The sequence below is a fragment of the Paenibacillus sp. BJ-4 genome, from assembly GCF_020404765.1.
In the GTDB taxonomy this organism is placed as follows: Bacteria; Bacillota; Bacilli; order Paenibacillales; family Paenibacillaceae; genus Paenibacillus.
This window is the reverse complement of record NZ_JAIVEM010000088.1, coordinates 146,707-161,435: the sequence shown is the minus strand read 5'-3', so window position 1 is coordinate 161,435 and position 14,729 is coordinate 146,707. Positions and strand designations below refer to the sequence as shown.

Annotated in this window: 17 protein-coding genes; 10 read left to right on the top strand and 7 right to left on the bottom strand. The window is 39.9% G+C overall.

Annotated features, from left to right (window positions below):
- Positions 1–747 precede the first annotated feature (747 nt).
- The 8 genes from LCF57_RS15540 (at position 748) to LCF57_RS15510 (ending at position 6,181) form a co-directional block, all read left to right on the top strand.
- Positions 748–1,365: a DUF4355 domain-containing protein gene (locus LCF57_RS15540; protein WP_226001505.1), complete on the top strand. Its 618-nt coding sequence runs from the start codon at positions 748–750 to the stop codon at positions 1,363–1,365.
- A gap of 27 nt (positions 1,366–1,392) precedes the next feature.
- Positions 1,393–2,226 carry a P22 phage major capsid protein family protein gene (locus LCF57_RS15535; RefSeq protein ID WP_226001504.1) on the top strand — a complete coding sequence of 278 codons (834 nt, stop codon included), beginning with the start codon at positions 1,393–1,395 and terminating at the stop codon, positions 2,224–2,226.
- A 94-nt stretch (positions 2,227–2,320) separates the two neighbouring features.
- Positions 2,321–2,539 carry a hypothetical protein gene (locus LCF57_RS15530; RefSeq protein WP_226001503.1) on the top strand — a complete coding sequence of 73 codons (219 nt, stop codon included), beginning with the start codon at positions 2,321–2,323 and terminating at the stop codon, positions 2,537–2,539.
- Complete coding sequence (locus LCF57_RS15525; RefSeq protein ID WP_226001502.1) at positions 2,532–2,843, top strand: phage head-tail connector protein; 312 nt, start codon at positions 2,532–2,534, stop codon at positions 2,841–2,843. The genes LCF57_RS15530 and LCF57_RS15525 overlap by 8 nt, the downstream gene beginning before the upstream one ends.
- Positions 2,843–3,124 carry a hypothetical protein gene (locus LCF57_RS15520; protein WP_226001501.1) on the top strand — a complete coding sequence of 94 codons (282 nt, stop codon included), beginning with the start codon at positions 2,843–2,845 and terminating at the stop codon, positions 3,122–3,124. The genes LCF57_RS15525 and LCF57_RS15520 overlap by 1 nt, the downstream gene beginning before the upstream one ends.
- A gap of 4 nt (positions 3,125–3,128) precedes the next feature.
- Complete coding sequence (locus LCF57_RS15515; protein WP_226001500.1) at positions 3,129–4,280, top strand: Ig-like domain-containing protein; 1,152 nt, start codon at positions 3,129–3,131, stop codon at positions 4,278–4,280.
- 62 nt (positions 4,281–4,342) lie between these two features.
- Complete coding sequence (locus LCF57_RS27605) at positions 4,343–4,468, top strand: SHOCT domain-containing protein (RefSeq protein ID WP_256873800.1); 126 nt, start codon at positions 4,343–4,345, stop codon at positions 4,466–4,468.
- Positions 4,469–4,558: 90 nt separating this feature from the next.
- Positions 4,559–6,181 (top strand): recombinase family protein, encoded by a 1,623-nt coding sequence (locus tag LCF57_RS15510; RefSeq protein ID WP_226001499.1) that lies wholly within the window; start codon positions 4,559–4,561, stop codon positions 6,179–6,181.
- A 28-nt stretch (positions 6,182–6,209) separates the two neighbouring features.
- Here the strand turns inward: LCF57_RS15510 and LCF57_RS15505 are convergent, their stop codons facing one another.
- The 5 genes from LCF57_RS15505 to LCF57_RS15485 form a co-directional block, all read right to left on the bottom strand.
- Entirely contained in the window at positions 6,210–6,497 is a 288-nt protein-coding gene (locus tag LCF57_RS15505) for a hypothetical protein (RefSeq protein ID WP_226001498.1), read from the bottom strand.
- A gap of 100 nt (positions 6,498–6,597) precedes the next feature.
- Positions 6,598–7,299 carry an Imm3 family immunity protein gene (locus tag LCF57_RS15500; protein ID WP_061830832.1) on the bottom strand — a complete coding sequence of 234 codons (702 nt, stop codon included), beginning with the start codon at positions 7,297–7,299 and terminating at the stop codon, positions 6,598–6,600.
- A gap of 20 nt (positions 7,300–7,319) precedes the next feature.
- Entirely contained in the window at positions 7,320–7,448 is a 129-nt protein-coding gene (locus LCF57_RS15495) for a deaminase domain-containing protein (RefSeq protein ID WP_226001592.1), read from the bottom strand.
- 540 nt (positions 7,449–7,988) lie between these two features.
- Complete coding sequence (locus LCF57_RS15490; RefSeq protein WP_226001497.1) at positions 7,989–8,333, bottom strand: hypothetical protein; 345 nt, start codon at positions 8,331–8,333, stop codon at positions 7,989–7,991.
- A 13-nt stretch (positions 8,334–8,346) separates the two neighbouring features.
- Positions 8,347–11,406 (bottom strand): zincin-like metallopeptidase toxin domain-containing protein, encoded by a 3,060-nt coding sequence (locus tag LCF57_RS15485; RefSeq protein ID WP_226001496.1) that lies wholly within the window; start codon positions 11,404–11,406, stop codon positions 8,347–8,349.
- A 268-nt stretch (positions 11,407–11,674) separates the two neighbouring features.
- Between LCF57_RS15485 and LCF57_RS15480 the strand changes: the two genes are divergently transcribed.
- Positions 11,675–11,875 (top strand): hypothetical protein, encoded by a 201-nt coding sequence (locus tag LCF57_RS15480; protein ID WP_226001495.1) that lies wholly within the window; start codon positions 11,675–11,677, stop codon positions 11,873–11,875.
- A gap of 118 nt (positions 11,876–11,993) precedes the next feature.
- Here the strand turns inward: LCF57_RS15480 and LCF57_RS15475 are convergent, their stop codons facing one another.
- Both LCF57_RS15475 and LCF57_RS15470 read right to left on the bottom strand, forming a co-directional pair.
- Positions 11,994–12,416 carry an NUDIX domain-containing protein gene (locus LCF57_RS15475; protein WP_226001591.1) on the bottom strand — a complete coding sequence of 141 codons (423 nt, stop codon included), beginning with the start codon at positions 12,414–12,416 and terminating at the stop codon, positions 11,994–11,996.
- A gap of 102 nt (positions 12,417–12,518) precedes the next feature.
- On the bottom strand, positions 12,519–13,154 hold the full coding sequence (locus LCF57_RS15470; protein ID WP_226001494.1) for a LysE family translocator: 636 nt from the start codon (positions 13,152–13,154) through the stop codon (positions 12,519–12,521).
- A gap of 287 nt (positions 13,155–13,441) precedes the next feature.
- Between LCF57_RS15470 and LCF57_RS15465 the strand changes: the two genes are divergently transcribed.
- A complete protein-coding gene (locus tag LCF57_RS15465; RefSeq protein ID WP_226001493.1) occupies positions 13,442–14,464 on the top strand; it encodes a LacI family DNA-binding transcriptional regulator in 1,023 nt (340 codons plus the stop codon).
- The last annotated feature ends 265 nt before the right edge of the window (positions 14,465–14,729 follow it).

Below are 14,729 nucleotides of genomic sequence, written 5' to 3'. Positions count from 1 at the left end.
GTGCTTGTTATTTCGGAGCGAAGTATGGTATCCCAAACTATTGCTGTTTACAGGATGGCCCATGTGTATTTTTCGCTCAAGATGATTCTCTTCCCTGTTGTACCTATTTTGAAAATGGAGTTTTGCCAATGGATGAGAAGCTGGATCAAGAGTATAAGTCTGATCGGAATGTAGAATCTGAATTTAAGACAGCGAAATCGAGGGTGAACTGTACACGTTGCGGAGAAACATTTTCGGTAAATTCGAATCGGCAGAAATATTGTGAGAAATGCAGAGATAGGGCGAGAAAGGAAAGTATCAGGATACGTGTTCGGAAGTTCAGACAAAAAGACGGCTCGATGTAACGCTTTAGAAGTTGAAAAAGTCATATAAACAAAGGGTTAAAAATAGGCGAAAATGAGGAGTTGGTATGCTTGTACCTTTTCGTCACTTTTACGTTTTCTAATACGTTACATCATTGTCTTGAGCATGATATTCAATATGATACAGTTTCAGCATACATATACGTTTCAGAAGTTTAGGCAAACAACAGGTTCAGTGTTACGCTTCAGGCTGTCAAAAAAGCTATATAAACAAAGGATGAAAAATAGGTAAAAGTGGGGAGTTGGTATGTTTGTACCTTTTCCTCGTTTTTGTTATTTCTAAAGCGTTACATTGCTGTCCTGAGCATGACATTAAACGGCTCAATACATACATTAGCGTGTTCGGTTCTGTGAGTCGAATGGGCGATAAAGGAGATTATCGAAAATGAATTTAGAACAAATGAAGCAGTTAATTGAAGAAAACCAAACGAATGAGGAATGGCAAACGTATCTTCAGGGTTTGAATCCGTATAGCGTAGAAGGGATAGAGCAATTCATTCAATCTAATCATGATGCAAGAAGTTGGTTCGATAGCACGGTAGATAAACGATCTACTAAATCGCTGGAAACATGGAAGGCCAATCAGCTGGAAAGTGTGGTGGATGCTGAGATCAAGAAGCGATTCCCGGCTAAGGATGAGAAAGAAATTGAAGTAGAGAAGCTACGTGCCGAAGTCGAAAATATGAAGCTGGAGAAGCAGCGTGAACGATTAACCAGCCAAGCGATCAAAATTACATCCGAAAAGAAACTTCCACTCCCGTTAGTGGATTTTTTTATTGGTACGGATGAAGAAGCGACGATAGCGAATTTGGCTATGTTGGAACAATCGTTACAATTGGCTATACAACAGCAAGTAGAGCAACGACTCAAGGGGGAAGGATATACCCCTCCGGCTAGTTCAACGAGTAGCACATTTACATTGGATTCGATTAAAGGAATGTCCCCCAACGAGATTAATCAGCATTGGAATCAAGTCAAACAAGCATTACAAAACAAACAATAATAAACGAAAAGGATAGGGTGATTAGATATGTCAGTACAAAATTTTATTCCTACCATTTGGAGCGCACGTTTAAATGAAAGTCTGAAAAAGAATTTGGTATACGGAAATGTGGTCAACACCGATTATGAAGGTGAAATTAAAGGCCAAGGCTCCACCGTAAAAATCAATTCGATTGGGGCAGTAACGATTGGTAACTATGATAAGGTGGCAGGAATCGGGAATCCACAGGAACTGGATGCTACACAAAAAACATTGGTGATCGATCAGGCTAAATATTTCAATTTTCAGGTGGATGATGTCGATGATGCTCAAGCGAATGTAAATTTACTTGATGGTGGAATCGTAGAAGCCTCTTATGGACTTGCCAATGTAGTGGATCAGTATCTTGCTGGATTTTACACGGAGGTCAAAGCTGAGAATACAATTGGCAATGATACAGCGCCTATTATTCCAACTTCTTCAACGGCGTATGATTTGCTGATTGATTTAGGTGTGCTACTGGATGAGAACAATGTGCCTGAAAGCGAGCGTTTTGTAGTGGTTCCTGCATGGTACTATGGCTTGCTACTAAAAGATGCTCGTTTCACCAAAGACCCGAATGTTATCCGCACAGGCTATGTCGGAGATATTGATAGCATGACGGTTTACAAATCCAACAATGTGCCAAATACCGCAGGAGCCAAGTATAAAATCATCGCAGGTCATAAAAGTGCCATTTCGTTTGCGGGACAAGTAGATTCGGTAGAAGCATTTAGACCAGAGAAACAATTTTCAGATGCAGTTAAAGGGTTACAGGTGTTTGGAGCTAAGTGTATCAAACCCGAAGCCATTGCTGTGCTTACAGCCAATAAGTCTTATTGAAAGTGGATGATATGCAAACACATTATAATAGAAGAAACACGTTTAGGGTGTCCGTTTTGGATGCCCTATTCTTATTTTTTGGAGGGTGATGGAAATGTGGTTTTTGAATCAGGAAACAGGATGTATATGGGAAGTCACAGATCAGGAGTTAATGCTGCGGTTACAGGCCAGTAGGCATTATGAGCAAGTAGAGGAACCGCAACCAGATGAGACTGAGCAAGATGAACCTGTAACGAAAGCTCAAACGGTCAAGAATATGAAACGTACCGAGAAGGTACAGGTAAAGGAGGAACAGGAGATAGCAAATGAGTGAGCTAATGGATTTGATGAAACGATTATTAGGCATGGAACCAACAGACATATCCAAGGATGATATCCTGAACCACTATTTGAATAAAGCTAGAGGAAATATTCTGGGCTATTGTAATGTGGCAAACCTGCCTGTGGAATATGATGACGTTATGGTCGATTATGCGGTGTATCTATTTAAAAATCGGGATTCGATTGGTTTAACCAATAAGCAGGAAGGTGAACGCTCAGCCACCTATGAAACAGGGATTCCGACAAGCATTCGACTTGCTCTTCCTTTACCTAAAATCAAGGTCGGGACAAATTAATGTTCTACGATACGAAGCTGGAAATTTTGGATAACGCCAATTTCACACCTGTTCTGTCAGTGATGGCAGACGTACAACCTTATCGCAAAAGCTTTTCATTTGAAGATGGCTACATACTAGAGACAACATATCGAGCCTTCTGTCCACTGGAATCCTTATTGCAATTAAACGGCTATGTTCGAATTAGCAAGGATATTTTTACTATTTTGGACATGAAGGAATGGAGCGATTATATGGAGTTGTATCTGTATCGCTGTAACAGGATTTTGCAATGGAGGTGAAGGAGTGACACGAAGCTTAGAACCCATGCTGGATTTCTTTCTGCGAGAGAAGGGAGAGCTTGTGCATATCAACAGTGTAAAGCAGCTTGCTCTCATTCGAGATGCGGCAGACACCATTCAAATGACCGATGAAAAACTCATTCGTGCAGCAACACCCTTACATACAGGAGATAGCGTTGATTATCGTGATGAACGATATTTAATTACCAGTCAGGTGGATCAAAATGAACAGTCGTGTCGGGGCAGGATGAAAAAGTGTAATCAACGACTAGCTATAAACTGGAATGGACAGGTGAAATGGTTTGATGCTGTGGTAGAAGCCAGAACGTTTTCAACGGAAACAGGTAAAGTTATCTCCATGCCAGAGGGCAACATCCTGGCTAGTCTACAGGACAATGCAGACACGCGAAACATCGCATTGAACCAACGATTCTACATCACTCATCAGCCGTTTAAAATAGTTGGAATGGATCGTATCCTAAATGGCATCATCCAGTTAAGCTGCACATTGGATAGCATAAATACAGCTTATGATGACGTGGAAAATAACATTGCAGATAGATGGAAGTACAAGATTGCTCATACATATGCATTACATATTCATCAGGGAACGATGGCCCATGTACCTCTAAACGAAACAATACAGTTGAATGTGACTGCTACGGATAATGGAAATGAGATAGCGAATCCGCCAATTACCTATACATCCAGTGATCCGAGTGTAATTAGCGTAGATCAACAAGGACAGGTTATGGGCATTGTTTTGGGACAAGCAAGTATTACTGCAAAACTAACGTATCATCCGACAGTGTTGAGCACCATTGAAATGAGAGTCGTCGAAACAGGAACGCATATCTATTCGATAACCATTACCGGCAGTCCTACGCTTAAAACAGGCCAGAGTGCCTCATACGTCAGTCATATCTATGATCATGGAACAGAGGTGTTTGACCAGTCTGTGGAGTGGAGCCTACGAAATCAAGATGATTCAACTCCGATAATGGGAAGCATAACAGCCAGCACAGGAAATAGTGTTACCATAAAAGCAGGAAGCAGTAGCGGGGCGAACAATAAAGCCCTTGCGCTGACTGCCACCTTAGTAAGCGATCCTAGTATTACCATAGAAAAGACCATTAGCCTTAAGAATTTATTCTAAGTTTTATATCTATTGGCTTGCCTTCGTGGTGAGCCATTTTTATTTCAAAGGAGCACATACATATGCAACGAAAATCTATTGATTATCTACTGAGTCTAAGCCTATTGAAGCAATTGAGATTACAAAATGTCATTACAGAAGAAGAGTTCATAGCGATTGATGAGCTGAATAAAAAGTCTTTCAAGTAGCTATCACATGGACAGAAATGGACTTGATGATGTACCGCACGCATTATAACATGTGACCGTATAAAGAAGATATCGAAGGGAGAAACACCTATGGCCCAAGCCGCAACCGCAAAAAAAGTCGTGATCGTTCCCATTAAAACGATGGACATCGTAGAGGGAATCCAATCTATTCAAAAGAAGAAAGTCGCCGCCTATTGCCGAGTTAGTACCGATTCCGAGGAGCAAAAGGAGAGCTATACCAATCAGGTCAATTATTATACCCAATACATTCAAAACAACTTGGAATGGGAAATGACGGATATTTTCGCAGATGAAGGCATCACCGGAACCAGCACTAAAAATAGAACGCATTTTAATCGGATGATACAGGATGCCCGAAACGGTAAACTGGATCTTATTCTGGTCAAATCGATTTCGAGGTTTGCAAGAAATACACTGGATTTATTGAAATATGTACGGGAACTTAAAAGTCTCGGAGTGGCTGTATTCTTTGAACGAGAGAACATTAATACACTGGATACAACAGGTGAAGTATTACTGACCATTCTAAGTTCTCTTGCCCAAGACGAGAGTCGAAACATTTCTGAAAATAGTCGATGGGGCATATTACGTGGCTTCCAAAATGGCAAAGTCTTCTGCAACACCACTCGCTTCCTCGGCTATGATAAGGATGAACATGGTGAATTAGTAATTAACGAGCCAGAAGCAGAGATTGTGCGGCGCATATATGAGGAGTATCTAGACGGAAAAAGCTATCAGGCGATAGCCAGAGGCTTGATGCGAGATCACATTAAAACAGTCACGGGTGGCGATACGTGGTGGGATTCCTCCATTACCTTAATTCTAACCAATGAGAAATATTATGGAGCCTTGCTTCAGCAAAAGACGGTAACCGTTGATTTTCTAACCCATAAACGGATCAAGAATAAGGGACAAGAGCAGCAATATTTTATAGAGGATAACCACGAACCGATTGTATCCAAAGAAATATTTGAAGCGGTGCAAAAAGAGAAGAAACGGAGAGCCAAGCTGAAAGGGAGTGTGATGGGGGAGAGTAAAAGATACTCCAGCAAATATGCACTGAGCAGTAAAGTATATTGTGGATGCTGTGGAGCCATTTTTAAACGCCGAACCTGGAACAGCAATAACCCATCCAAAAAAGTGGTATGGCAGTGCAAAACGTATGTCAATGAGGGTAAAACAGCATGTGATGCCAAATCGGTTGATGAGCAAGTTTTACATTCCGCGTTTGTACGATTGTTCAACCGGATGTATGAGAACAAGGAAAGATTGATGAAGACGTTGAAAGCCAATATTGAATCGGCACTTTCTAGCAAAGTAGGGCAAGAACCGCTATTGGACATCGAAGGAAAGATACAACAATTGAAATCCGATTTGAAGGAGTTGGTGAATCTCAAGCTACGGAATCAGATTGATGAGATTGTATATGATGAAGAAACGAACAGACTTTCCAGTGAACTCAACGAGCTACGACAACAGATGCTGAAATTAGAGGAGGAAGAGGATCAGAAGGAAAAAATCAAGGAACGAATCGATGAAATTATTCAACTTTTAAGCTCGCGACAAGATATACTGGAACAATTTGACGATAACCTATTCAATGCGTTGGTGGAGAAGATCACGATTCTCTCACCAGCGCATTTTGTTTTTACCTTGAAAAGTGGAATGAGCATAGATGAAATACTGGACTAAAAAAATCATAGACTAAAGTGACCAAAAGCTAACGAGTAACTGTGGGTTGTATGACGGGAAGGATCAATCGAATCCCGTCTTTCACTCCTTCCATGTAGATGGATTGCTTATCCTGACTTAGCTGATAGCCTATGGCTTCTTCCCATTCAGATAACAGACGTTGAATATCTTCGTTTTGGTTGGTTTTGAATTGATCCATTTGAGTGAATAGATGCTCGTCTTCTGATAAATTTGAAGCGTTTTGTTCACTGGCTAATTCTAATTGATAAAAACGTTGGCGTAATGCTTCCAGAAACCAATCTGGCCAATTTGACATAGCATATTTTCCCTCCCGTTTGTTGAAGTGTGTGTATGTTAACTCTGATGGGGAGGGATGGCAAGTCATTGTTTTGTGTAAGTTAGTTGTTGGAGTTTTATCAGGAATAGTTAATTTGGTTTAATACGTTTTTAATTCGCTTTTCCAAATCCATTTGTTCCTCTTCTAATAATTGCTCTTGAAAAATATTTTTTATGTTAAACTGTTGTAATTCTTGTCTAATCTTTTGCAGAGCATCTGTCTGTGCTAATTTATGAGTTAATAAATTTTCAGCTAGCGTTGTATATACGATTATCTTTTCACTTAATGTATTTTTACAATCACGTTCAAAGCGTTGAAATGCACTAATAAAAATTTCATCTGCAGTTACATTTTCTATGTTTATTTGATTGAAAAATTCATTAACTTCGTCTGTCAATTCAGAATAGTACCAACATACCCTCGGATAGTAATCTGGTTTTTTATTTTCGAGTTCAGGTAATACCTTTTCTTTTCGAGAACGCAGATCATTGTATTGCACTATTGTTAATTTTTGTTCTTGTTCTATTAAATTGAAGTCTAATTCAGATAGTATTTTAATCATATGCTCTTTAAAAGTATGCAAAATTCTTGAATGGGAAACTAAAATTTCTGTAAGTGCTACATAAATAATTGCTTTGTCGGTTTCGCTTTCTTTAGCTAACATGTCATATTCATTAAATGTTCTTGCAATTGCCTCTTTTTTACTCATTTTTTCATCATCTTTAAATTCTTCGTAAGTTTCATTGATATATTCTAAATATTCTTCATACCCGTAAACCATATTTATAAAAACCTCCAGAGTTATTTTGAAGAAATGCGTTTATCACCATTATGAACAACTTCAATTGTAATATTAGGATACTTTTTATCAAATTGCTGAATGATTTGATTACAACTGGCACATGTATCCTTTTCTGTAAATAGTTTGATTACTCTTAATAGTGGCGGTATCTATCCGAAAAGATGCGATTTACTGTTATTTCATCCTCCCTATCGGGGCGGCATATTCTACAGTTGCAAATAAATTTGAAAAAAAGGTAAGAAAGCGAAGATAGCAAAAAACAGGTCAATTATGATGGTATCTAACCATAATCAACCTGTTCAACGTAACGAAATAGCGTTATTTAGGTTATAAAATTAAAGCATTTGATGTGCGTACAACCGAAATGAAGAAATCTTTATACGGGTATTACATGGGTTAAGTCTGCCTGAGCTTAGCCACCCGAAGCATTCCGCACTGGGTGGGTTCTATTCATCAACCGCTGAGACAGTGACAGAAACAAAGAAGACCACATCACGGGCGGCTAGCTCGCAATGTGGCGTTGTTGATTTTATGTTGCCCTCTTCTGTCGGATTGTAACTTAAATTTGCTTTAAATTATTGAAAGACCTTAAATTGCGACTAAACATAAAGAAACGTCTGACAAGCAGCAAATACTCGTTTGTCGAAAGTAAATAATTCCTTTGAATCTTAGACATCACTATCATCCTTTAGATAAGCCTCAAATTCTTCATCAGTCATACTGTCATCATAATTGTCTAGATGATATGCATGTGACATCCCGTTATGATCCAGAACATACTCTACAGTAGACTTCCTATCAGAAATAACTAAAGAAAAGTGATCATTACCTTCAAACCCACCTGACTCTAATTTCGATAATACCACCCAAGCAAAGCCGTCAATATCCACAATACTTTCATAGAATACTACCGATTTATTTATGTCATTTACAATAATACCTGGAATTTTATATTGTTTATGATAAGTTTTAGCAATTTGTAATGCTTGTTCTGCTGATATATTTGTTTTCACTACTCTACCTCCATTACTCTTCAAAACCTTTCCAACCTTGAAGTGGCCATTGACCATTTCTTACATAATATATATATTTTTGTGCCTCTAGAATCTCAGCATCACTATATCTACTTTTATTTTTCATAATTTCATTATAAACATGTTCTTCTCTCTGTAAAGTGCTTTGCTCGAGATATTTTTCTTTGCCAAGTTTATTCCATTGAGCAACATGATATGCTTCATGTTCAGCTGCTAAAATACTAGGATTTCCTTGTAGTACAATATAATAATCTTCGGGATGAAAACCACCTGCCTGAGTTGGTGATAAAATTTTTCCGTTTCTATCAATCTGCACTTCTATACCATACAAATCCTTCATTTTTCTTATATACTGTTTCTGTTCCTTAATACTTAACAGCCTCATTCCTTTAGCATTTAATCGTACTTCACCGCTAATAGGCATGTCTGACCATTCTTTATAATCAAGATCTCCCGTCCCCTCAATCCTTGTATCTTTATTGGGCTTCGGAGTTGAGAGTTGGGGTGACTCTGTTTTTTCATTTATGATTTTAGGACCTGGATGAACAGGTTCTTTGACTGGTGAATTTAGTATAGTTTTCGGCTTGAGAAATGAACCGACTCCCTCAAGGAACCCTGCTACACTAATGATATTAGACAAATGGTCTGGTGACAAAGGATCTTCAGGTGTCACAGCTCCACGTATAGCCTCTGTTATTCCAAATGTAGCAAAATTGATAGCGTCACTACCAGAGTTACCTTGATTACGTGCACGCTCCATGTAGGCTTGATACAATCCTTTAGGTATACCAAATGACGAATAATCTAAAAATTCACCAATGGAGTTTCCTGAATTTTGATACCTTACGTTATTAGCCTGCACTATGCCGTTGTATAATTCAACTAGGCTGTTTGCTGCTTTTTCAGATGCATGTGCCTGTTCCATGGCTATTTGACTTTTTATCATCGCACTACTACCCGTATAACCCAGGTAACGATCCCACCAAGACTTAGGCTTCTCAACTTGTTGTTTAGGCTGCTGTTGTGCCATGCGGCTGTCGTAATTGGCTCTCCAGCGTTTTCTTACTTCTTCCGGAACCTGCTGATACGCATGAACCATGGCATTCGATTCTTTAAGTAGGTTCTGTACCAGTTCCAATGTGCTGCCGGAATGAGCTATATGACGTGCGCTCGTATACACTTTTCCTAGAATCCACTTGTTATAATAGGCTTGTTTAGCTTTCTCATGCTCGTGTATACTAATCAACCCTTGCATGGCCAAACCAGCCAAGTATTTTAATGGGTGAACTTCGCTCCCCTTGCTACTGCCTCCAACGGTAGGGGTTCCTTTGCTCCGAACAGGGATCGCTGCGGTTGCCCTCAGAATCACACCCGCCGCAGGTCCACTTAGCGCTCCCACAACAACGCCAGCCACTTTCCCCATTACCGGAATGGAGCCTAATAGCTTGGATACTGTCCCCATCATGGCATTCGCCTGTTTAAGCTCTGCTGGACTGGTGACTTTTGCTTTAGGGGTAGAGGCATGGCTGCTAGATGAATCCTTGGCTGCTGATTGAGCTGCTTCAAATGCTTTGATGCTCATCAATGGTGGCTCAGGTACAGGAGGGAGGTCGGCTACGAAAACAGGTGCCTTCACCGTACCTTCCTGATAAATCACCGGAGCCTTGGTATCCGTCTCACCATCCAATACCATGCTGCTGGCTCCACCTTTTAAGTATAGCGCCGTTCCAGCTTCCAGTGAAAGTTCCTGTCCAGCAACAAGCTTCACGTGACCACCCTGAATTTGCACATTCCCCGGACTGTCAATCGTAATGCCGTTACCTTCATGAAGTGTAATGGAAAATTCACCGGAGGTGGATAGAGTCAGCTCATGCTCAGACATTTCTACGCCGCTACCTTGCACATGTTGCCATACCTTCACATTCGGCTGTCCATTGGTGTGGCGTTGTTGTCGCAGCGAATCCGTTACATAGGCATCCTGTTCGCGGTGGGTGGGCAGATACAATTCCACCTGTTCCCCGATCTCAGGCATATCGAACCAGCCACTATGTTCTTCCGCGACATAACGGGTGGCGATGGGAAACCAGCAGGCTTTGGCAGGATCTTGCTTCGGGTCAATGTCCAGTTGAAGCTGTACAAAATCCTGCTGTACCTTGAGCACCGTTCCTGTCAGCGAAATTCCAGTAGCCTGATCGTTTTCATACTGCGCATAGCGGATATCTTGTTCAGCTTGAAGATCATAACGGGTGCGCAGTAGGCCATCCGCTAGCGTAGTCACTGCTCGAACCACGACCAACTCTTTACCTTGTCCAATGGGTAACGTAATGAGGTCGCCAAGCGCATAGTATTGCAGACTTTCAATCTTATAGGTGACATACGAGTCAGCACGTTCCCCCGGCTTTTCCGCATCCAACTCATGAAACGTTTTCTGAACTCGATAAAATACATCCCGCTCCACCTTATGCTGCTTGCCTTCTGGCATCCCGAAGAAAACCTTGGGCGAGGCTGCGGTTACCTCTGGCACAAGAACGGAACCAAAGCGAGAAGCGAGGCGTTTTAAAAACGCCCAATCCGTCTCATCATATTGTAAAACAAATGTCTCCAGTTTGGCATAGTTGCTTACCGTATCAATGGCATCTCCGTACTGATATTTTCGAACCAGCGCAGTGACCAGATCATCATAGGTGCGGTGAATATCTTGATAGGAGCGTCTTTTACGTTTAATATCCATCTGGTATGAATGGGAAGCGGCCTCCAATTCAAACGTATACACGCCTCGTACGCAGTGTACGGACATACGTGTAACAATCCCATGGAACAGCCTTCTCAGCGATTGTCCCTGATCATCCAACTGACGAATCACAATCGGCTCTTGCTCCATATTTTGACCAATACAAGCCGCTCCCTGTTCTTCGGAGAGCATGCCACTGATGTGTAAATAGGCATGATCGTTGATGGTACGTGTTATTTGAAGTAGTTCAATGTGTAGTGGGTGAAAGGGACCATAAAAACGTAGGCTTTCATATCCGATCCCATCTGATAATACGCTCAAGTGAGTTCAAGACTCCTTTCTAGATGCGATGGGTATTTCCAAGTAAAGCACGTCATCTTGAAATTGCTTCTGATTAAAGAATACGCAGATGAGTACAACTGTCAGTCAAGATAGATACGTATTACAAGGTTTGTGCGCTATAAAGGTTTAGAGGTGATATTTAATAAACAACCCAGCATATGTATTTATCGGTTAAAAGAGAGATTTAGTTTACAGAATGACCCATTCATTGGGGGATTTTCAATGTGTATTTTTGGAAGGGAGAGACATGGGAAGAGAGAAAGCTGACAGTAATTTTGAGCAATTGCCTTCCAAAGTTAGGAACAGGGCTAATTTAATTGTGATTAAGGATTCGGGTAAATTAAATACAGGCTCATATGGAACTAGTGGGATCGATAGAAGTGAAGGGAAAACAGGATCATCTGGAAAATGGGGGTGTTGTGAGAAGGAGTGGCTTTTGATATTATAGGTAATATATATAATAAAAAGGAATATATCCCTTCCACTGTCTCGACACATGTGGAGTGTTGCTCACTGTTATACTCGACCAAATAAAAATATTCCCCGACAAGTGAAGTTTTTACGGATTATAACTGAAAATAAGTGCGGTCAGAGTCTGTTTGACAAAATATATCTTCGGGGTAAGGCATTGTGAATTTTGGCATAGCACTAGCGTCAAAAAATCGTAATTCCGCAGATTCTCCATCAATAGGATGAAGGACTCCGCCTTTGATGGAACACTCAAAGAAAAGAACAATATATTCAACCTTATTTCCATCGGGATAAGTGAATCTAAAATCTTTACCCCCAAATACGCCTAATAATTTTTGGGGAATTACCTGCAATCCTGTTTCTTCCCATACTTCTCGAATAACAGCTTGCGCAGGTGTTTCTCCTATTTCTATAGATCCAGCAGGCAAACTCCAGAGGTCATTCTTTAATGATGGTCGTTGAAAAAGTATTTGGTCATGCTCATTACGGATAATGGCGGCAACGCTGGGATTAAAAATGAGTTAAGTTCCTATATTTTTACGGAGTTTTTTATAATACTCAGACATTGGCAAGTACCCCATCTCCTTAAGTTACAATGGTTTTATATAGAATATTCAGGTTTATTGAGGAGCCTTTGCTCGAAGAAGATTTAATCCTAATCCGATGAAAATAATCCCGGTTATTTTGTTCAAATAGGTGCCAAACCTTTGGTTTACTTTTATTTTGCGGGTCATGTAAGAAGAAAAATAGGCAATAAACAGGCACCATAATAATCCGGTGAACGAAAATGTAAGCCCTAAAATGAGGAATGGAATTGGACCAGATGCTTTTGTATCAATAAATTGCGGAAGAAAGGCAATGAAAAATAAAGAAACCTTTGGATTGGTGAGACTTGTCAGCATCCCTTGTATATATGTTTTTCTAATATTGTGTTGTGTGTTGGATTCAGCTGCACTAAAGCTTGCATTTGTTTTATCCAATAGCATTCTAACTCCTAGATAAACTAAATAAATAACTCCAATTATTTTAATCACATTGAATACCATAATGGACTTTGTCAGAACTATGGACAAACCAAAAGCAACTAATAAAGTATGAATCAAGGAACCACTAATGATACCGAACACAGAATACACACCTGCTTTTCTTCCCTGTGAAATACTCCTCCCAACGATATACATAGTGTCTGCACCAGGAATTAAATTTAGGAGAATTCCCGTAAGCAAAAATACCTCATAATTTATGATTCCAAACATTTTGAGATGACCGCCTTTCCATTATGAAATACATTAAAAAGTAATGGTAATTAGTAAATTGCTCATTGTCAATGAAAACCACGATGCCTTTAAATAATTTCCGGGCTCATTTTGCGTTTTCCTCCCTATAAAAGAAAGTATATAATACAGTAGAACTCATACAAGCTTTACGAAATAGACGTTACAATGGTGAAAATATTGCACTAAGTGCCAAGTTTGTGGAAACGCTTCTATTTAATGTGCGATGTTTCTTGTTGTAAATGGGGCGTGTTTTAGGAGGCTGAACCATGGTGATAACGATGAAAGAAGTTGCAGAACGTGCAGGGGTTTCCAAAAGTACGGTTTCACAATTTCTGAATAAAAGATACAACTATATGAGTGTGGACACCAAGAGGAAGATCGAGCAAGCCATTGAGGAGCTCAATTATATCCCGAATGAGGTAGCTCGCAGTCTCAAACACAAGAAGACATTCATTGTAGGCGTTATTTCTTCAACCATATTATCAAAATTCACAACAGAAGTTGTACGGGCCATAGAAGATGAATGTCAGCTAAAAGATATTCAGGTCATTATCTGCAATACCGATGATGATTCCCTGAAAGAAAAAAAGTACGTCCAGTCCATGGTTGCGCGGCAAGTCGATGGCCTTATCATTTTCCCTACTGAAGAAAATAAGAAACTGTATGCTTCCCTTGTCCAAAACGGCTATCCTTTTGTTTTTGTTGATAGAAAAATCGATGAAATCAGCGTAGACACGGTGCTTTTGAATAATGAAAAAGCCAGCGAGCTGGCGGTCGAAACATTCGTTGAGCATGGTCATAAAAGCATAGGGATCATAACGTTCCCCTTAGGTAAAAAAGCAATCACCACACGGAGTGAACGGCTGTCCGGTTATAGAAAAACCTTAAAGAAACTTGGAATACCAGTTAATGAAGACTACATAAAAAGCGGCAGGTTGGATCAAATGCCCCACCTCATTGAGGAACTATTTTGCATGGGAAATCAACCAACCGCCATCATCGCCACCAATGACATGATTTTGGAACAGGTGCTAATGTATGCCAAAAATAACCACTTGACCGTACCCCATGACTTCTCCTTAATTGGAATAGATGATGTATCGTTTGCTACTTTCTATAACCCGCCTATCAGTACCATTTCCCAGCCAAGCTTTAATATGGGAAAGAAATGTGCCCAGCTGCTGCTGGAAAAAATCGATCAGAAAGAACAGGGGAATGGGGGAGCTTCAGAAATAATCCGATTAGATCCGACTATCAATCACAGAGATTCTGTCAAGAAATTAAACTGATTAAAAGGTGAAAGTAAAGTCGTTTTTGTTACACTTTTGGAAACGGTTTTATTTTTTTATAATATCTCTTGCAAAAAGGAAAAAAAGAGCTATAATCTCCCTATAATTGGATTTATGAATACCCTTACATTTTGAAGCACTCCTGATAAAAGAAATAATATCTGTTTAAAATCGGGAGGAGGAGAGGAGTGAGTTGAAATTTTTTTTCATAATGACTAAATCGATTTAGTAATGCCCATGCAAGCAGAAGGAAAATAAAATAGAA